The sequence below is a fragment of the Sulfitobacter sp. SBS6 genome, from assembly GCF_048285585.1.
Taxonomy (GTDB): domain Bacteria; phylum Pseudomonadota; class Alphaproteobacteria; order Rhodobacterales; family Rhodobacteraceae; genus Sulfitobacter; species Sulfitobacter pontiacus.
The window spans coordinates 763,321-781,318 of sequence record NZ_JBLWBA010000005.1 but is presented as its reverse complement, the minus strand read 5'-3'; the positions used below and the strand labels follow the sequence as shown (position 1 = coordinate 781,318).

The 17,998-nt window shown below is 62.2% G+C and carries 21 protein-coding genes; 9 read left to right on the top strand and 12 right to left on the bottom strand.

Annotated features, from left to right (window positions below):
• Positions 1–107: 107 nt before the first annotated feature.
• From ACNQ62_RS07255 to ACNQ62_RS07245, 3 genes are all read left to right on the top strand, one after another.
• Positions 108–1,355 (top strand): lipoprotein-releasing ABC transporter permease subunit, encoded by a 1,248-nt coding sequence (locus ACNQ62_RS07255; RefSeq protein WP_005852358.1) that lies wholly within the window; start codon positions 108–110, stop codon positions 1,353–1,355.
• On the top strand, positions 1,348–2,031 hold the full coding sequence (locus ACNQ62_RS07250; RefSeq protein ID WP_005852360.1) for an ABC transporter ATP-binding protein: 684 nt from the start codon (positions 1,348–1,350) through the stop codon (positions 2,029–2,031). Before ACNQ62_RS07255 ends, ACNQ62_RS07250 begins: the two co-directional genes overlap by 8 nt.
• An 82-nt stretch (positions 2,032–2,113) precedes the next feature.
• Positions 2,114–2,848 carry a calcium-binding protein gene (locus ACNQ62_RS07245; protein ID WP_418094507.1) on the top strand — a complete coding sequence of 245 codons (735 nt, stop codon included), beginning with the start codon at positions 2,114–2,116 and terminating at the stop codon, positions 2,846–2,848.
• 6 nt (positions 2,849–2,854) lie between these two features.
• Here ACNQ62_RS07245 and ACNQ62_RS07240 read toward each other — a convergent pair whose 3' ends face one another.
• Positions 2,855–3,289 (bottom strand): DMT family transporter, encoded by a 435-nt coding sequence (locus ACNQ62_RS07240; RefSeq protein WP_005852364.1) that lies wholly within the window; start codon positions 3,287–3,289, stop codon positions 2,855–2,857.
• 38 nt (positions 3,290–3,327) lie between these two features.
• Here ACNQ62_RS07240 and ACNQ62_RS07235 point away from each other — a divergent pair, with 38 nt between their 5' ends.
• Positions 3,328–3,813 (top strand): c-type cytochrome, encoded by a 486-nt coding sequence (locus ACNQ62_RS07235; RefSeq protein WP_418094506.1) that lies wholly within the window; start codon positions 3,328–3,330, stop codon positions 3,811–3,813.
• Here the strand turns inward: ACNQ62_RS07235 and ACNQ62_RS07230 are convergent.
• The 3 genes from ACNQ62_RS07230 to ACNQ62_RS07220 all read right to left on the bottom strand — a co-directional run bounded on the left by ACNQ62_RS07230 (position 3,810) and on the right by ACNQ62_RS07220 (position 7,287).
• Entirely contained in the window at positions 3,810–4,490 is a 681-nt protein-coding gene (locus ACNQ62_RS07230; RefSeq protein WP_005852368.1) for a hypothetical protein, read from the bottom strand. The genes ACNQ62_RS07235 and ACNQ62_RS07230 overlap by 4 nt on opposite strands.
• Positions 4,491–4,769: 279 nt before the next feature.
• A complete protein-coding gene (locus ACNQ62_RS07225) occupies positions 4,770–5,306 on the bottom strand; it encodes a hypothetical protein (protein ID WP_418094505.1) in 537 nt (178 codons plus the stop codon).
• Between the two features lie 19 nt (positions 5,307–5,325).
• Positions 5,326–7,287, bottom strand: coding sequence for a DNA gyrase/topoisomerase IV subunit B (locus ACNQ62_RS07220; protein ID WP_005852372.1), 1,962 nt, complete (start codon positions 7,285–7,287; stop codon positions 5,326–5,328).
• 150 nt (positions 7,288–7,437) lie between these two features.
• Here ACNQ62_RS07220 and ACNQ62_RS07215 point away from each other — a divergent pair, with 150 nt between their 5' ends.
• Complete coding sequence (locus tag ACNQ62_RS07215; RefSeq protein ID WP_005852376.1) at positions 7,438–8,109, top strand: dimethylsulfonioproprionate lyase family protein; 672 nt, start codon at positions 7,438–7,440, stop codon at positions 8,107–8,109.
• Between the two features lie 24 nt (positions 8,110–8,133).
• Here ACNQ62_RS07215 and ACNQ62_RS07210 read toward each other — a convergent pair whose 3' ends face one another.
• Both ACNQ62_RS07210 and ACNQ62_RS07205 read right to left on the bottom strand, forming a co-directional pair.
• The gene (locus ACNQ62_RS07210) at positions 8,134–9,006 is read right to left on the bottom strand and encodes an alpha/beta fold hydrolase (protein ID WP_418094504.1); all 873 of its coding nucleotides are present in this window, start codon (positions 9,004–9,006) and stop codon (positions 8,134–8,136) included.
• Positions 9,003–10,148 carry an alpha/beta hydrolase family protein gene (locus ACNQ62_RS07205; protein ID WP_418094503.1) on the bottom strand — a complete coding sequence of 382 codons (1,146 nt, stop codon included), beginning with the start codon at positions 10,146–10,148 and terminating at the stop codon, positions 9,003–9,005. Before ACNQ62_RS07205 ends, ACNQ62_RS07210 begins: the two co-directional genes overlap by 4 nt.
• A gap of 145 nt (positions 10,149–10,293) precedes the next feature.
• Between ACNQ62_RS07205 and ACNQ62_RS07200 the strand changes: the two genes are divergently transcribed.
• Positions 10,294–11,667, top strand: a complete 1,374-nt coding sequence (locus tag ACNQ62_RS07200; RefSeq protein WP_005852382.1) for an MATE family efflux transporter — start codon at positions 10,294–10,296, stop codon at positions 11,665–11,667.
• Positions 11,668–11,691: 24 nt separating this feature from the next.
• Here the strand turns inward: ACNQ62_RS07200 and ACNQ62_RS07195 are convergent, their stop codons facing one another.
• Positions 11,692–12,087, bottom strand: coding sequence for a hypothetical protein (locus ACNQ62_RS07195; RefSeq protein WP_180829116.1), 396 nt, complete (start codon positions 12,085–12,087; stop codon positions 11,692–11,694).
• A 22-nt stretch (positions 12,088–12,109) separates the two neighbouring features.
• Positions 12,110–13,312 (bottom strand): pyridoxal phosphate-dependent aminotransferase, encoded by a 1,203-nt coding sequence (locus ACNQ62_RS07190; RefSeq protein WP_180829118.1) that lies wholly within the window; start codon positions 13,310–13,312, stop codon positions 12,110–12,112.
• Positions 13,313–13,401: 89 nt separating this feature from the next.
• On the opposite strand from ACNQ62_RS07190, the gene ACNQ62_RS07185 reads away from it, so the two are divergent.
• The 3 genes from ACNQ62_RS07185 (at position 13,402) to ACNQ62_RS07175 (ending at position 14,672) form a co-directional block, all read left to right on the top strand.
• Positions 13,402–13,800 (top strand): helix-turn-helix domain-containing protein, encoded by a 399-nt coding sequence (locus tag ACNQ62_RS07185; RefSeq protein ID WP_168592392.1) that lies wholly within the window; start codon positions 13,402–13,404, stop codon positions 13,798–13,800.
• Positions 13,793–14,059: a succinate dehydrogenase assembly factor 2 gene (locus tag ACNQ62_RS07180; RefSeq protein WP_037943808.1), complete on the top strand. Its 267-nt coding sequence runs from the start codon at positions 13,793–13,795 to the stop codon at positions 14,057–14,059. The genes ACNQ62_RS07185 and ACNQ62_RS07180 overlap by 8 nt, the downstream gene beginning before the upstream one ends.
• 112 nt (positions 14,060–14,171) lie before the next feature.
• Positions 14,172–14,672, top strand: a complete 501-nt coding sequence (locus tag ACNQ62_RS07175; protein WP_037943810.1) for a MarR family winged helix-turn-helix transcriptional regulator — start codon at positions 14,172–14,174, stop codon at positions 14,670–14,672.
• On the opposite strand, the gene ACNQ62_RS07170 is transcribed toward ACNQ62_RS07175, so the two are convergent.
• From ACNQ62_RS07170 to ACNQ62_RS07155, 4 genes are all read right to left on the bottom strand, one after another.
• Entirely contained in the window at positions 14,666–15,385 is a 720-nt protein-coding gene (locus ACNQ62_RS07170; RefSeq protein ID WP_418094502.1) for a DUF1194 domain-containing protein, read from the bottom strand. The genes ACNQ62_RS07175 and ACNQ62_RS07170 overlap by 7 nt on opposite strands.
• Positions 15,382–16,092 (bottom strand): DUF1194 domain-containing protein, encoded by a 711-nt coding sequence (locus ACNQ62_RS07165; protein WP_418094501.1) that lies wholly within the window; start codon positions 16,090–16,092, stop codon positions 15,382–15,384. The genes ACNQ62_RS07170 and ACNQ62_RS07165 overlap by 4 nt, the downstream gene beginning before the upstream one ends.
• 4 nt (positions 16,093–16,096) lie before the next feature.
• Positions 16,097–16,531, bottom strand: coding sequence for a VOC family protein (locus tag ACNQ62_RS07160; protein ID WP_005852400.1), 435 nt, complete (start codon positions 16,529–16,531; stop codon positions 16,097–16,099).
• Between the two features lie 96 nt (positions 16,532–16,627).
• Positions 16,628–17,986: a surface lipoprotein assembly modifier gene (locus tag ACNQ62_RS07155; RefSeq protein ID WP_418094500.1), complete on the bottom strand. Its 1,359-nt coding sequence runs from the start codon at positions 17,984–17,986 to the stop codon at positions 16,628–16,630.
• Between the last annotated feature and the right edge of the window lie 12 nt (positions 17,987–17,998).

Below are 17,998 nucleotides of genomic sequence, written 5' to 3'. Positions count from 1 at the left end.
GACCCGATGCGCCGAAACCGCGAGGTTGCGCGCGATTGATCCCAGATCGGAACCATCCCTTGGCCAAACCAGTATCCTCGACACCGCCCTTCGCCCCTTTTGAATGGATGATCGCCTGGCGCTATCTGCGTGCGCGTCGCGCCGAAGGTGGCGTGAGCGTGATGACCTGGATCAGCCTGATCGGGATCACGCTGGCGGTCTTTGCCCTGATCGCGACCCTTGCCGTGCGGTCGGGCTTTCGGGCTGAATTTGTCGATACGATCCTTGGGGCCAATGCCCATGTGACCGTGTATAATATGGCGTCGGTGGATGAGAACGGCGTGTCCCAGACGGGGATACCCGATTACACCGAGATGGCCGCGCGTGTGGCCCAGGTGCCGGGCGTGACACAGGTGGCCCCTTTGGTGCGCGGTCAGGTGATGGCCAATAAGGGGCAGGCCAACGCGGGGATCGAGATTTTCGGCATTGAGGCCGCCGATCTGGCCAATATCCCGCGCATCGCCAACCCCGAAACCGCCGACGGCGATCTGGCCGATTTCGAACAGGGCATCGCCATCGGGTCCGGCGTGGCACAAGCACTGCGGGTCGGCTTGGGCGATACGATCAAGATCATCTCTCCGAACGGGGTGAAAACCGCCTTTGGCACATCGCCCCGCGTGAATGGTTACGAGGTGACCTATATCTTCTCGGCCGGGCGCTATGACATCGACCGCACCCGCGCCTATCTGCCTCTGGCCGAGGCGCAATCCTTCTTCAACCGCGAAGGCGTCGCCGACGAGCTTGAGGTGATGGTCGAAAACCCCGATAGCGTGGATGATCTGACCGTGCCGCTGCTATCCGCCGCGGGGGAACGCGGCCTGATCTGGACATGGCGTGATGCGTCGGGTTCGTTTTTAAGCGCGCTGGATATCGAGGACCGCGTGATGTTCGTGATCCTCAGCATCCTTGTGCTGATCGCGGCGATGAACATCGTCTCGGGCCTGATCATGCTGGTCAAGAACAAGGGGCGCGACATCGGGATCCTGCGCACCATGGGGCTAAGCGAAGGGTCGATCCTGCGCGTGTTCTTCATCTGCGGGGCCTTCACGGGCATCATCGGGACCGCGATGGGGGTGATCCTTGGCTGTCTCTTCGCGCTCTATGTCGATCAGATTTTCGCCGTCGTGAACTACCTCTCGGGGGGTAACGCATGGGATCCGTCGATCCGTGGCATCTACTTCCTGCCCGCCAAACTGCAATTCGGTGACGTGATGTCGGCCATCGGCCTGTCGCTTGGCCTGTCCTTCGTCGTTACCATCTTCCCCGCGCGCCGTGCCGCGCGCATGAACCCAGTCGAGGCGCTGCGCTATGAATGATCCTGTTTTGCGGCTCTCGGGGATTGGCAAATCCTACAACCCCGGCCAACCGAACGAGGTCAACGTGCTGCGCGGCATCGACCTGACCGTCGCCGCTGGAGAGGTCGTCGCACTGGTCGCCCCCTCTGGCGCGGGCAAGTCAACGCTGCTGCATATCGCGGGGCTGCTGGACACGCCCGACGCCGGCACGGTCGAGATTGGCGGCACCGATATGACAGGGCAGTCCGATCGCAAACGTACAGGTGTGCGGCGGCGTGATGTGGGGTTTATCTATCAGTTCCACCACCTGCTGCCTGAATTCTCCGCACTGGAAAATATCGTCCTGCCGCAGCTGGCGAACGGTGTCTCGCAGTCCGAGGCGCAGACCCGCGCGCTGTCGCTGTTGGACGAGGTCGGTATCGGCCACCGCGCCGACCACCGCCCGGCGGCGCTGTCGGGGGGCGAACAGCAACGGGTCGCTTTCTGTCGTGCGCTGGCCAATGCGCCGCGGCTGCTGCTGGCGGATGAGCCCACAGGCAACCTTGATCCGACCACCTCGGATCAGGTCTTTGCCGCGCTGATGACGCTGGTGCGGGGCACGGGGCTGTCGGCGGTGATCGCGACCCATAACCTTGAGCTTGCCGCGCGGATGGACCGCCAGATCCGGCTTGAAGCAGGGCAGCTCGTCGCGCTTTAAGGCGGCTGCCTTAATTTATCCTTACCCAGACCCAACTGGCGCCACGAGCAGGGGGCAAACTGTGTCAAAACAGGATGTTGCCATGTCACCTTTGCTCGTCATGCTCTTTGCCGCTTTCGGCCCCATGCTGGCCGTGTTTGACCCGTTCGGCGATGATACGGAGGATGAGGTCGAGGACGAAGAAATCCCCATCGGCATGCCCGATATGGGGACGACCACGGGCGCGGGCATGGACGATGCGCTGACCCCCGATCCGGCAGCGCCTGAAGCCGACGCGCCAACCGACACGCCGACCGCGGACGATCCAGCGGTCGAGAATATCGACGACACCGCGCAACCGCCCGAGGATGACACACAGTCGCAAACCGGCACGGCGGGGGATGATACATTGCAAGGCACCGACGGGCGCGACATCCTGTTTGGCGGGCAGGGCAATGACACGCTTTCGGGTGGGGTCAACGCCCAAGACGGCAGCGACGACGGGGTCGCGGACGAGCTGATCGGCGAAGACGGCGACGACAGCCTGCGATTGGGGGCGAATGACACCGGCATCGGGGGCACGGGCGCGGACAGCTTCACCGCGATCTACGGTGCCACGGGCGGGATCACGGTCAGCGATTATGACGTGGGCACCGATGCGCTGATTGTCGAAACCGACGATGAAAACGCCTCTGTCACCGATCAGACCGTCGCGGATGGGGAGTTGACGGTCACGCTCAGCACAGGGCTCACCATCACCCTGCCGGGGATCGAAAACCCCTTGGCGGAGGACGAAATCCTCTTTGTGCTGACCAACCCACTACAAGACGAGGCCTGATCGTTCTCAGGCTTGCTGGGTCAACCAGACACCGGCACACATCAGGGCAATGCCAGCCGCCCGCGCGGCCCCCAAGGGCGCCACCTGCGCGCCGAACAGCCCGAAATGGTCAATCGCCGCGGCGCTGAAAAGCTGGCCCACCAGAACAAAGAACACCGCGTTGCCGACGCCGAAATGCGGCGCGATAAAGGTGATCGACAGGATGTAGAAAGCCACCAGAAATCCGGCCAGCAGCAGATGCTTCGGGGCCGCGGGGATCTGCGCAAACCCTTGCCGCCCCACCAGCATCGCGACCAGCAAGCTGACTGTAAACGCCACCACAAACAGCACCGTAGCCGCTGCTGCGGGGGATCCGATCCGGCTGCCAAGCCCTGCGTTCAACGCGGCCAGAACGGGAATGCCAACCCCGGCCAAAAGCATCACAACTGCATAATGCGCCATGAGTATTCCTAATCTTTTCCCGTTTCTTGATCCAGATCATGGCGAAGACCCCCGCCAAGGGCAAGCATCCCCGTGACCTACCGGAGGATCATATGATGAAAACCACAATCGCCCTCGGCGTGCCGCTGTTTCTGGGGCTGGCCGCCTGTATGCCCGCACAGACCCCGCCCGACGCCCCCGACCGCGCGGAAGGAGCGGTGTTTTTTGCCGAAAACTGTGTGCAATGCCACGGGCTGAACGCCCAAGGGGCCGGTGCCGCGGCCAAGGGCCTTCGCCCGCAGCCCCGCGACCTGACCCTACTGGCGCGCGACAATGGCGGGCGGTTTCCGCAGACCAAAACGCTGGCCTACATCTACGGCGACCCGGCGGTTGACGCCACAGACAGCCACCTGCAACGGGTGATGCCGCAGTTTGGCGAGGGCATGGCGCTGGATCTGGTGCCTGTCGATCTGGATGGCCAGTTGACGCCCACACCACGGGTGCTGGCGGGGCTGCTGGTCTATCTTGAAAGCATCCAGCGTTAACTACAGATCCCGTTCACCTCGACCCCGTCCCAGGGCATCCGCACCGCATAGGGCCGGCTTTGGGGCAGGGGTGCTACGGGCATTTCTTGCGAGATCAGCGCATGCAGCCGTTTGGTGCGCGGTGCCTGCGGGTCCAACGCACGACAGCAGACGAATTCCTCGACGATAGAGCCTTGTTGTTCAAAGGCGAAATCCAGAAACTTCGGGTCGCTCTCCAGATCAAAGAGATACGGGTCTGCCCCGCCGCCATGTTCAAACGCCGCACGCAGCGGCGAATAGCCCGTCGTCTTGCGGTTCTGCCACTGCCAGATATGGGTCAGCTCATGGGCAAAGATCATCGCCGCGATCAGCCCGATCCGGTCGGGATAGTCGGGCAAGTAATCGTCCAGATACCAGTCTTCGTCAAACAGCACCGTATTCCACAACGCCACGGCAGCGGGTTTGGTAGTGATCACCTCGCCGACCTTTTCGGGCGGCAGGATACGTTCGCGACAGGTCGTGCGCGGCCGCGCCTTGCGCGTCATCGTCACCCCGCGCGAGGGCGACCCGTCATGCAGCCGCACCTTGGGGTAATTGAGCGTATCCCCCATGATGTCGCCCGCGAACAGCAGTTCATTCTGGGTCAACGGCCGCCCGCAAGAGGCCAGAAACATAAGGAGGATGAAAGCTCGGATCATGGCGAAACGTTGAGTGAAAGCGCAGTGCGGATCAAGCGGTATTTTTGACGTGAGGCCCGTGTTGAAAACCTTCCGGGGGAAGGTTTCAGGGGCGAACGGGCGGAGCAGATATCCTGCGGAACAGATGTTAAGGGCCGCGCCTGACCCTGGGGCGGAGGCCGTCTTGCAAACTGTCCGGGGGACAGTTTGAGGCTGGAGCGGTCGAAGACCAGGGGGCACGAAGTGCGCCCTCCCGTCGGGAGGGTCGGGCGCGGCCCGAGGCGGGGCCTCGGGCTAGTGTTAGTTTGTAGCAACTATATTTCGACCTCCTTTGGGGTCATCTTGCAATCGATAGCTCACCGCTTTGCTCGCGGCGGCTTCTTCAAAAACTAATGCAATTTGCTGCAAACTTATGTGGAAGCAGTGTTTAGTTCGATCATAATCCGAGGTGAAATGTACTCCGAGAGGTCTATCATGTTCGTCCCATGAAAAATTAAAAAGGAGAGAGTGAATAAACTGGTTAGACAAATACAAAGTTGTGACTTCGTCCGGAATTGAATTGTCTAAATCGTAATGATCGTAGAAATCAAATCGTTCAAAACTTCCCATAGCTTCAACTGATTGAAACCTTTCTACAGGAATGAGTTTTTTAGCAAAGTTGGGCGATAACTTAAGTTTTGAATCGATCAGTTTTCGCACCGCGAAAAAACCTATCATTATTTCGCGTTCTGTGATCGCAATGGAATCTTCTCGGTAGCGCCGAAGTTTCATAAACCGATGAATTTGAGACGATGCTGAAATTAAGCCCTTTCGCCATATCCCAGATTCATAGATCACCTGTTTTCATCCCCCCCAATCAAACATCCAGCTCCTCCACAAACTGGGCGTTCTCCTGAATATACTGGTAGCGTAGCTCGGGCTTCTTCCCCATCAGACGCTCGACCAGATCGCCGGTCTCTCCGGGCATGTCTTCGTCGACGGTGACGCGGATCAGCTTGCGGGTGGTGGGGTCCATCGTAGTCTCTTTCAGGTCTTTCGCGTCCATTTCGCCCAGACCCTTGAACCGTTGCAGATCGATCTTGCCTTTGCCGCCCAGGCCTTTCTCAAGCCACATGTCCTTTTCCGCATCATCCGCCACATAGACGCGCTTGGCCCCTTGGGTCAGACGGTAAAGCGGCGGACACGCGAGGTAGAGGTGCCCGGCGTCGATCATCGGGCGCATCTGGGTGTAGAAGAACGTCATCAGCAGCGCCGCGATATGGGCCCCGTCGACATCCGCATCGGTCATGATGATGATCTTGTCATAGCGCAGGTCATCCAGGTTGAACTTCGTGCCCATCCCGACGCCAAGCGCCTCGCATAGATCGTTGATCTCGGCATTGGTGTTCAGCTTGCTCGACGCGGCCCCCAACACGTTGAGGATCTTGCCCTTCAGCGGCAGCAAGGCTTGCGTGTTCCGGTTGCGCGCGCCCTTGCCGGAGCCACCAGCGGAATCGCCCTCCACGATGAACAGCTCGGTGCCTTCGCGGGTCTTGGAGGTACAGTCGGTCAGCTTGCCGGGCAGGCGCAGCTTTTTCGTGGCGGTCTTGCGCGCGGTCTCTTTTTCCTGACGGCGGCGGAGGCGTTCTTCGGCGCGCAGCACAAGGAAATCAAGGATCGCACCCGCGCTTTTGGTATCCGCCGCCAGCCAATTGTCAAAGTGGTCGCGCACGGCGTTTTCCACCATGCGCTGCGCGTCCACCGTCGCCAGACGGTCCTTGGTCTGGCCGACGAATTCAGGCTCGCGGATAAAGCAGGACACCAGCGCACAGCCGCCGGTGATCAGATCGTCGCGGGTGATGGTGCCGGCCTTCTTGTTGCCGACCAGCTCTCCGTAGGCTTTGACACCCTTCAGGATCGCGGACCAGAAGCCCGCCTCGTGGGTGCCGCCTTCGGGGGTGGGGATGGTGTTACAATAGGACTGGATGAAGCCATCGCGCGACGGTGTCCAGTTGATCGCCCATTCGACCTTGCCCGGTGCGTTGAATTTCTCGCGGAAGTCGACGGTGCCGCCAAAGGGATGCTCGGCGTAGGTTGTCGACCCTTTCAGCGTTTCGTTCAGATAGTCCGACAGGCCGCCGGGGAAGTGGAACGTCGCCTCTTGCGGGGTGTCGCCGTCCTGCTGGCCGCATTTCCAGCGGATTTCGACGCCGGAAAACAGATAGGCCTTGGACCGCGCCATCGCGAACAGCCGCGCGGGCTTGAGCTTGAGCGGGCCAAAAATCTCTGCATCGGGGTGGAAGGTGACAGCCGTGCCGCGCCGGTTCGGGGCCGCGCCGATCTTTTCAAGCTTGCCTTGGGGGATGCCGCGCGAAAACTCCATCGCGAACAGCTCGCGGTTGCGCGCGACCTCGACCCGCAGGTGATCCGACAGCGCGTTGACCACGGACGACCCGACGCCGTGCAGACCGCCCGAAGTCTCGTACGAATCGCCCGAGAATTTGCCGCCCGCGTTCAGTGTGCAAAAGATGATCTCCAGCGCCGATTTGCTGGGGTCTTTGGGGTGCGGATCGGTGGGGATGCCGCGCCCGTTGTCACGCACGGTGACATGGCCGTTTTCATGCAGTTCCAGTTCAATCCAGGTGGCATGGCCCGCGACGGCCTCGTCCATCGAGTTATCGATGATTTCCGCGACCATATGGTGCAGCGCGCGATCGTCCTTGCCCCCGATGTACATGCCGGGGCGCAGGCGCACGTGCTCCATATCCTCAAGAACCTGGATCGAAGAGGCATCATATTCCTTGGCGTTGCTCTGCGCACCGGAAAGAAGATCGGACATGTAGGGGCCTGCCTGTCTGTTGCTTTTGTTGAGCCTCCCACTATGCCAGAGCGCTATGGTCGGGGGAAGGGCGGATGACGTCGCAATGCGGTGTTTCCTGCGGCTGTGCCTTTGCTATCATCGGGGCAGGAAACCGTTGGAAGGCTTGCCATGACGTTTGACACCGCTGCTCCCACCACCCTGCGCGATGTGCCCGACTGGCGCTATATGATGCAGGAATGTGACGAGCTTTATCGCTACCTGCCCGCGGGCGGCAGCGACCGGATCAAAAGCCATCAACGCAAGGCGCGCGAGGCCATCGCTAGGCTGCTGCGGGGCAATGCCGAACTGCGGTTGCAGCCGCGTGCGGAAAAGCCCGTCACCGCCCATCTGCGCCGCGCGCTGGACGAGGGCAAGCAGGGGGCCTTGGCCCCCGCGGTCCGGGCGCTGGATGCCGTGGCCCATGACCTCAGCTGGCAATACGGCTACGAGAAAGTCCCCAAGGGGCTGACCAACAGCTATGCCTATGCCGAACTGGCAGGGGCGCAGGGGCCGGTTGTCAGCCATGATATCATTCTGGGCGTGGTGCTCTTCGCGCCGGGCTGCACCTATCCGGCCCATGCCCATAAGGGGATAACCGAAAGCTACGTCTGCCTGTCCGGCGCGGTGTCGGAAAATCATCAGGGCGTCTATGTGCCCGGTTCGATGATCTTTAACCCGCCCGAACATCTGCACCGGATCACGGTGGGCGACCGCGAACCGGCGCTTCTGGCCTATGCGTGGATGGGCGATCCTGCCGATCTGCACCAGCAGAAAATGGTCTTTACCCGCGCCCGTAAATAACGCGCGGGACGGGGCAGGCGTGGCCTAAAGCCAGTTCAGAATGGCCTCCGCCACCTCTTGCGGTTTTTGGTGGTGCAGCCAGTGATCCGCGCCCTCGATGGGGGCGCGGGTCAGGTCAGGGGCGTAGTCCTCAAGCCCGCGGGTCGTCTCGGGCAGCAGCGCGGTATCATCGGTGCCCCAGACCAGCAGATGCGGGCAGCGCACCTGCAACCGCGCCGGATCAAAGCTCAGCGCATCGTCAATCGCCTCGCCCTCGGCCCCCAGCTTCAGCGGAGAGGCGCGATACCAGTTCACCATCCCGCGCAGCCCCGCCGCATCGCGCCACGCTTGCTTGTAGCCCGCCAGCGTCTCACCCTCTAGCCAGCTCATATCCATATGCGCCGAGAACAGCCCCATCAGCTTGTCGAAATCATCCGCGGCCAGAATATCCTCTGACCCCTCACGGCGCAGGAAATGGATGTATTGCGACGCATCCGTCTGCGCGCCGCCCTTGGCCAGCTCGCGCTGGAAGGGGGCGGGGTGGACGCCGTTCATGATGATCAGTTTCGATACCAGATCAGGCCGCCCGATGGTCAGCGCATAGGCGACAGAGGCCCCCCAGTCATGGCCCAGCAGGATCACGGGCTCGTCCCCGATCAACGCCGCCATATCCGACACCAGCTTCGATGTCTTATACTGCTCTACCTCGGCGGGTCGCCAGCTTTGCCCATAGCCGCGCTGGTCGGGGGCGATGCAATGGAACCGCTTTGCCAGCAGCGGGGCCAGATCGTTCCACGCGCCCGAATATTCGGGAAAGCCGTGCAGCATCAGCAGCTTGGGCGCGTTCTCATCGCCCCAGTGGCGAATAAAGAAAGGATTGCCGTTGATCTGGCGGGTTTCGGTCCAATGGGCGGTCATATCGTCTTCCTTTTCGGTTTGTCCGGGGCGGGGCCTGCGGGCAAATGCTCCAGCCGCAGCCCTGCGGCAGAGCCCGGGGCGAAACCGGGCCAGTCAGCCCCGTCCAGCATCCCTGCCGTGTCGTCGCCGCGCAGATGCATCCCCATAAAGGCCGCCGCATAATGTTGCGCGATGTTGTTCATGCGCAGCGTGTCCCAGACCGGATCGGCATAGTGCTGGAACGGTGCCCACCCCAGCAGATCCGAATGCGCCCAGCTTTCCAGCGGGGCAGGGATCGGCGCGGCGGCATTATGGCCCGCGTTGATAAAGCTTAACAAATAGCGGTCGCTGGCGCAGCCGGTGAAGAGGCGGCGCATCGCGGCATAGTCTGATACATCATCGACGGTGCCGGCCATCATGAACAGCGGCGTGTCCATCTGCGCCAGCCCATCGGCATCCCACATCGCCTGCCCGTTGCCCCAAGGGCCGATGGGCATGATCGCGCACAGCCGCGGGTCGCGCAGGGCGGCGTGGGTCTTTGACCCCGCAAGATGCCGCGCAAGGCTGCCGCCCTCGGGCGCGCGGGGATGCTGCAACGCCGTCTCGGCCAGACCGGCCCCGCCAAAGATCATCGCCCCGTAGCCGCCCATGGAATAGCCGATCAGCCCGACGCGGCGACACGCCACCAGATCGCCCAAGGGGCCCGTCAGCGCCTCCATCGCGTCAATCACCGCGCGCTGGTCCAGCGGACGGTTCAGCAACGTCACCCCGAAGGCTTGCTGATCCTCGTAGGTACTGCCCGCGTGATCGGGTGCCGCCACAACAAAGCCTTGGCGCGCAAGGGATTCCGCCAGATGGCTCAGCAAAAAGCGGTTGCCGGGATACCCGTGCGAGATCACGATCAGCGGCGCGGAAAAGCCCGCGGCGACAAAAGCCTCGCGGCAGGCCGACCCGTGCAGCACAGTCGGCGTCACCCCGTCGCGCAGCAAGGTGGCATAGGACGTCCCCGCACCCGTGCCGTCGGCCGCCGGATACCAGACCTCTAGCGTCAATTGGCGCGTGTCGGACACAGGGGCGGTCAGGGTGGTCACGCCGACGGGATGGGGGCCACGCTGCGCCAGCGCTGGCGCGTCGGGGCGCAGCAGATCGATGCGGTTGTGCAAGGCGGTATCCTCCCAACATTGGTGTCGCGACTGTGGCGCGGCCAGCCGCAGGGTGCAAGCCCGCCCGACCACGCAGACCGCCGCGCTGCCTTCCCCTAGGTCATCGGCTCTTCCCCTTGCGGGCAGGGCGGCGTAGGAAAGGCGCATGACACAGCAAATGACATATCCGGGCCACGCCCGAGCCATCACCGTGATGGGGCTTCCGCTTGTAGGCGGGCATCTGGGGCAGATCGCGATCGGGGTCTCCGATACGGTCATGGCGGGCTGGTACAGCGTAGAGGCGCTGGCCGCTGTCACCCTCGCCAGCACCTATTTCTTCGTGCTGCTGATCTTCGGGTCGGGGTTTGCATGGGGCGTGATGCCGCTGGTCGCGGCCTTTGACGCCGAGGGCGACGAGGTCGGCCTGCGCCGCGCCACCCGTATGGGCATGTGGCTGTCGATGGGCTTTGCCGTGCTGGCGCTGCCGCTGATGATCTGGTCGCGGCCGATCATGGCGTTGATGGGGCAGGATCAGGCGCTGGCCGATATGGTCGACGGCTATCTGTTCATCGCTGCTTGGGGTATCTTCCCCGCGCTGATGGTCATGGTGCTGAAAAGCTACCTCGCCGCGCTGGAACGCACACAGGTCGTGCTCTGGATCACGCTGCTGGCGGGCGTTGCGAATGTGCTGGCCAATTATGCGTTCATCTTCGGCAACTGGGGCGCGCCAGAGCTTGGCGTGCGCGGTGCGGCCATCGCCTCTGTCACGTCGCACAGCGTGTCGCTGGTCGCCGTGGTGATCTATGTGCTGTGGAAAATGCCGCAACACCAGATGTTTGTCCGCCTCTGGCGCCCTGATTGGGAGATGTTGGCCCGTGTTTTCCGCCTTGGCCTGCCCATTGGGTTCACGGGGCTCAGCGAGGTCGGGCTCTTTGCCGCCAGCGCCGTCATGATGGGGTGGCTGGGCACCGTAGCGCTGGCCGCCCACGGCATCGCGCTGCAACTGGCATCAATCACCTTTATGGTGCACCTTGGTATCAGCAACGTGGCCACGATCCGCGCAGGCAATGCCTATGGCCGCCGCGATCCGGCGCATCTGGCGCGTGGCGCGATCACCGCGACGGTGATGTCGGCGCTGGTCGCCGTGTTGACGATCTTTGTCTTCGTGATGTGGCCCGAACCGCTGATCAACCTGTTCATGCAACGTGACGAACCCGCGCGCGACCAGATCCTTGTGATCGGGGTGGGGCTGCTGGCGATGGCGTCACTGTTCCAGCTTGTCGATGGCGCGCAGGCCGTGGCCTTGGGCATTCTGCGCGGGGTGCAGGACACCACCGTGCCGATGCTCCTTGCGGGCTTCAGCTATTGGATCGTGGGCATGCCCGCGTCGTATCTGCTGGGCTTTGTCTTCGATCTTGAAGGGGTCGGCGTCTGGCTCGGGCTGGTCTTTGGTCTTGGGGTGGCGGCGATCCTGCTGAACGCGCGCTTCTGGGGCAGCGTTCTGAAACGTCTGGGGCCAACAGACCCCGCAGCCGCGTAACACCACCTGCTGACTGGCAGCCGCCTAGGGCAGCCGGTCGGCCTTCTTGCGCACCAACGTGCTGCGCAGATCATGCATCGCCAACAGCAGCGCGTCGGTGACGGCATCAAGCTGGTCGTCCGTGGCCTTTGACTGCACCCACTGCGTTGTCAGGTTCAGATAATCCACCGCACGGTGGATATCGTCGATGTCGCGCTGCGCCAGCACCTGTGCGCGCTCGGTCATCCACTGGCGGATACGCTCCAGATCGCTGTCCGACAGCACGCGATCGCCTTGGGGTTTGATCTCGCCGTTGCGGATGTTCACAACGGCGATCTGGTCCATCTCGATCCGCCGCTGGCGGTTCTCTGCATCCACGCGAAACACCGCCGCGCCATTCTCGCGCACGCGAAAGTAATACTCTGGCAGGTCGCTCGCCATGGGGGCTCCTTTACGGTCTGGCTTAGCTCAGCGCGGCGCAGAACTGCTGCAAACGAGTGCAGGCTTCTTTCAGCGCCTCGTCCGAGGTGGCATAGCTGATGCGGAAGTTCGGGCTCAGGCCAAAGGCCGCGCCAAAGACGACGGCAACACCGGTGTCTTCCAGCAGCGCTGTGGCGAAAACCTCGTCATCGGTGATGGTGACGCCCGACGGGGTGGTCTTGCCGATCAACCCTGCGATGGACGGATAGACATAGAACGCGCCTTCGGGTTTGGGGCAGACGATGCCGTCGATCTCGTTCAGCATGTCCACCACCAGATTGCGACGGCGGGTGAACATCTTGTTGTTCTCGGCGATGTAATCCTGCGTGCCGTTCAACGCCTCCACCGCGGCCCATTGGCTGACGGTGCAGGGGTTCGACGTGGATTGCGACTGCACCTTGCGCATCGCCCCGATCAGCTTTTCCGGCCCCGCGGCATAGCCGATGCGCCAGCCGGTCATGGCATAGGCTTTGGACACACCGTTGACCGTCAATGTCCGGTCATACAGCGCGGGCTCCACCTGCGCGGGGGTGCAGAATTTGAAATCATCATAGGCCAGATGTTCATACATATCATCGGTCATCACCCAGACATGGGGGTGACGCATCAGCACATCGGTGAGCGCCTTCAACTCATCCCAGCTATAGCCCGCGCCTGTGGGGTTCGAGGGCGAGTTGAAGATGAACCATTTCGTATTGGGGGTGATCGCCTCTTCCAAGGCCTCTGGGGTCAGCTTGAAATCATTCTCCAGCGTCGCGGGGGCAATCACCGGCGTGCCACCGGCCAGCAGCACCATATCGGGGTAGCTGACCCAATAGGGCGCAGGGATCACGACCTCTTCGCCGGGGTTCATCGTGGCCATCAGCGCGTTGTACAGGATCTGCTTGCCACCCGTGCCGACGCTGACCTGAGACGGCGTATAGTCCAGCCCGTTGTCGCGCTTGAACTTGGCGCAAATCGCCTGCTTCAGCTCGGGGATACCGTCCACGGCAGTGTATTTGGTCTTGCCCGCGGTGATCGCGGCGATCCCGGCGTCCTTGATATTCTGCGGCGTGTCGAAATCCGGCTCTCCGGCACCCAGCCCGATCACATCCTTGCCTGCGGCCTTCAGCTCGGCAGCTTTTTGGGTCACGGCGATGGTGGGCGACGGTTTTACGCGCGCAAGGGTCTTGGACAGCAGTTCCATTTCGGCCTCAGTTTGATATGTGTGCAGCACCCTCATAGGGCGCACCCCCGCACCGATCAAGCCAGATCGGTCCAAACAGGAGAGACGCAATGGCCGAGAACGAAGACTGGTACGCATCCGACGTGGCAACCTTTGGCGACCGGGTCGCCGCCGCGCGCGAGAACGCGGATATGACGCAAGCCGCGCTCGCCAAGCGGTTGGGGATCAAGCAATCCACCCTGCGCGGCTGGGAAGACGACCTGTCCGAACCCCGCGCCAACCGCCTGTCCACGCTCGCCGGGGTTCTGGGCGTGTCGATGATGTGGCTGATCAACGGCGAGGGCGAAGGCATCGACGCCCCCGATGACACAGCCGCCAGCGACGCCAATATCAAAGAAGCATTGATCGAACTGCGCGACATGCGCGCCGATCTGTTGAAACGGGCCGAACAAATGGGCCGTCTCGAAAAGAAACTACGCCGGATTTTCAAAGGGAACACCCATGGCTGAGCTGCACGAACACAAGGTCAAACGTCTGCATATGCGCTCCATGCGGCGAGGTATTAAGGAAATGGATCTCATTTTACCTTCTTATGCCGCAACCCGTCTCGCGACGATGGATGACGCGGCATTGTCGCTCTATGACGACATGCTGAGCGAGAATGATCACGACCTTTATCAGTGGGTTACGGGGCAAACACCTGCGCCCGAACCCTTTACCGCGCTGATCGCGGACATCCAGATTCATCTGGCTGCAAACCCGCTTTAGGCGCGGTTTCCCCTGCGGATGTCGGCCCCCGCGCGCCGACATCCGTCCGGTTTAACGATATATTTTATTTTTATCTTCAGCTTCCGCCCCAATCGCAATGTCGGAGTTGAATATGAGTATCCAAAACCCCATCCCCATCCCCCCGTCAGAGGCGGGATTCATGCAAAGCTACCTCGATGCGCTCGGGCTGGTCGAACGGCTACACCGCCTGTTGCTGGACGTGATCAAGGATGAATTCGAACGCGTCGGCGTACTGGACATCAACGCCGTGCAGGCGCTGCTGCTGTTCAACATCGGCGACAATGAAGTCACCGCCGGAGAGTTGAAAAGCCGCGGCTACTATCAGGGCAGCAACGTCAGCTATAACCTGAAAAAACTGGTGGATATGGGCTATATGCACCACCAGCGCTGCCAGATCGACCGCCGCTCGGTACGGGTGCGGCTGACCGGCAAGGGGCGTCACATCAGCGGCGTCGTGTCAGACCTGTTCGGTCGCCACGCTAGCGGGCTGATGCACAAGGGCGCGCTGGGCGCATCGGGCATGGATGACATCACCCGCGCGCTCAAACGGATGGAACGCTACTGGACGGACCAGATCCGCTATATCTACTGACCGCGCAGGGCGGGCGGGGCTTCGTCAGCCAGTTGCGCCAGCGACAGCACCGCCAGCTCGCGCAGAAGCTTGGTGGTCATGGCAGATTGATAGGCATCAAACCCCGCGGCGGGCAGGGCAAAGGCACCGGGGCCGGTGATCACCTCTGCCATGAAATACCCCGTCAGCGTGCTGTCCTCCTCCGTCGCTTCGACCACCAGCGCGTTCACCGTCAGATCTCGCCCGGCAAGCTGTCGTTTCACGTCACGGGGGCGGGGCCCAAGGTTGGATATCCCGTCGCCCGAGATATCAAGCGTGTGCTTCAAACATGCGGGCCGCTGCGCCAGATAGGCCGCCCCCGCTGCCACCGCCACGCCAAGCGCGGTGCCGGGCGACGCGGCCGCGCGCTCCACCTGCCGCAGCCCGTCGATCAGCTCTTGCAGGGCGGCGGCATCACCGATCGACCGCCAGGGCGCAATAACGCGCTGGTCTGTAGGGCCGCTCCACTCATAGACCAACAGGGACACCGGTGCCTCCGGTGCCGACAGGATCGCCGCGCGCACCGCCGGATCGTCCAGGGCCCCGGCGACCCCGTCCAATTGCAAGCGGTACTCCCGCGCATCGACGGACCCCGACACATCCAGCCCCAAGGCCAAGGCCTGCCGGCACTCCGCCACGCCAGCCGACGCCCAAAGCGTTGCGCCGACAAGGGCCGCAACCCCGGCGCGGATCATCCCGCGTCCTCGACCACGGACAGGCTGCCAATCGCAGGGGGTGTCAGCTCGCGTTCCAGCTTGATCCGCATGGCGCGTTCAAAATCCTCGAACCCGTTGGCGATCACCAGAAACGCACCGGGGCCGTGCAAGACCTCGCGTTTGTAAAAGGCGATCAGCCCTGTCTCGGCCTCGAAATCGGCGGCATTCACCACCAGCCCGTTGACCGTCACATCGTCAAAATCAAACGACCGATAGGCCAGCGGCGGGCCAAAACCTTCGTTATTCTGACCATCCCCCGCCAGATCAATTGTCTTGTATAAACAACGCGGTGCCCGCGCCATGACCGCCGCACCAAACCCCAGCGCATAGCCCATGGCCGTGGGGAAATCATTATGACTGCGCTGGCTGCTTGCCACCACGCCCGCCGCGCGCTTCAGATCGTCGGGCGAGTCTATCATCTGCCAGTCGAGCACGATCTGTTGGTTATAGCGCCCCGACCATTCATAGACGGCCAGCGCCACCGGCAGATCGCTGGCGAAAAACGCCCGCCGCACCGGGTCTGACAGCAACGCGGCGGCGGTGCCGCCACGCTGCAAACGGTCCTCGACCGCATCAACCGAACTGGACACATCCATCGCCAGCAGCAGCGCCAGCCTGCACTCCGCCGCCGCAAGGGTCGCGGGTGCGACGCCCAGCGCTGTGGCAAGGAAGGCCGCCCGGATCATCGGCTTACCAATGGCCGGTGTTTTCCATGCTGGCCCAGGGTTCCTGCGGCTCCAGCCGGTCCCCTTCTTGCAGCAATTCGACCGACACATTGTCGGGCGACCGGATGAACGCCATATACCCGTCGCGCGGAGGACGGTTGATCGTGATCCCATTCTCTTGGAGCATCTTGCAGGTTTCATAAATGTTTTCAACGGTGTAGGCGAGGTGCCCGAAATGACGGCTGTCATCGGGCAGCGCATCATCGCCGTCCCAGTTATAGGTCAGCTCCACATCCGCATGGCCGTCGTCCTGCCCGGGAGGGCACATGAAAATCAGCGAAAACCGCCCATCCTCATTGTCGATCCGGCGGCGCTCTTTCAGGCCCAGCAGCTCGTAGAAGGCTTGCGATTTCTCCAGATCCTTGACGCGCACCATCGTGTGCAAATATTTGATCGGCATGGGTTGGCTCCTTTGCTTTCGTCTTCGACCTGCAGGGTAGCACGGCTGGCGGCGGTTGCCAGCGGGCAGGGGGCCATAGCCTACACAAAACCTTGATCAGAAGGCAGATTTAATACCGATGCTGATGCCCACACGGTTGATGTCATACAGGTTGATATTGCTATCCGTACGCGAGGCTTGCAGCGTGGCCGACGGGTTGAACCCGTAATAGTCAAACTGTTGGAACGTCGCGGTGATATCGGCAAAGATGCGTTTATCCTGTCGGCCGTCCGCGCTGTGGCGTGATACATCGTAATCGCGCAGTTCCACGCCCATCCCCAGTTGCAATGCGGCCCCCGCCACGGGCTTGCGAAAGACATATGCCCCGCGCAGCTCTACCTCGTCATATTCGGAATTCGCATCGGGCGAGGTCGCAACCGATGCCCCCAAAGACAAATAGGCCAGATCGCCCGAGCTTAGGCTCTGCGTGAACGAGCCCGAAATACTGGTGGTCTCCATATCGACGGTGCGTTGGCCGTCCTGCAGCTCATGTTCCAGCGACAGCATGGCTTTCTGGCGCGGCGCGATCTTGTAGCTTTGCGAGATACCCGCCCGCATACGGGTCGCGTATTCGGCCCCGCCGTACCAGCTTTGCCCCAGCTGGGCAGAGCTTTGAAACTCGCCCCGCGCGTCCAGATTGATCTGCCGAAACCCATAGCCCAGCATTACCGTCCCAAAGGCAAAGTCGCCCCCGTCCACCATCGGCGCATCCGCCTTGGCACTGTCGCTAAGTGAAAACGTGCGGTACGACAGCCCCAGCGTCAGATCATGCGCCCGCGTGGCTGTCTGGTGGAACCGATAGCGTGTGTTCAGCCCGAACCCGTATTCGATCCCCGATAGTGCCTGCGCACTGCCCGACAGGACATATTCCACCGGCCCGCCAAACAGGATTTCGCTCACCACATAGTTCAGCTCTGATGTGTCGCGCGCGCTGCCATTGTTGATGTTTGAATTGGGGGCCAGCGTGAACGACAGCTGGGTCTGCAGCGCGTTGGTCTGGCGCACATAGTTATAGTGTTGTTCTACCTGTTTGCGGGCGCGGGGGCCTGGAGCATGTTGTGCCGCCCTGCGCAGCCAGAATTGCGCCCGCGTCTTATGCCCAGCAGATGATAGCGCCTGCGCCATGATCATCGCGCTGGCGTATTTCTCTGTGCCGCTGTCGGCCATGCGCCAAGCGGTGCGGCCAGCGGCAATTGCTTCGTCCGTCCGGCCCAGATCACGCAGCGCACGGGCCCGCAGCACCTGCGCCTTGAAATCCCCCGCATCGCGGTGCAGCAGGGCATCGGCAAAGCGCAAGCCCTGCGCTGCGGCCCCTGTCTCTACACTGCGCACGGCGGCATTGCGCAGCTGATCGGGCGACAGCACCACCTCTGCCCACGCCCCACCGCTCGCCGCCGCATAGATCGCGGCGACCACGGCCAACTGCCT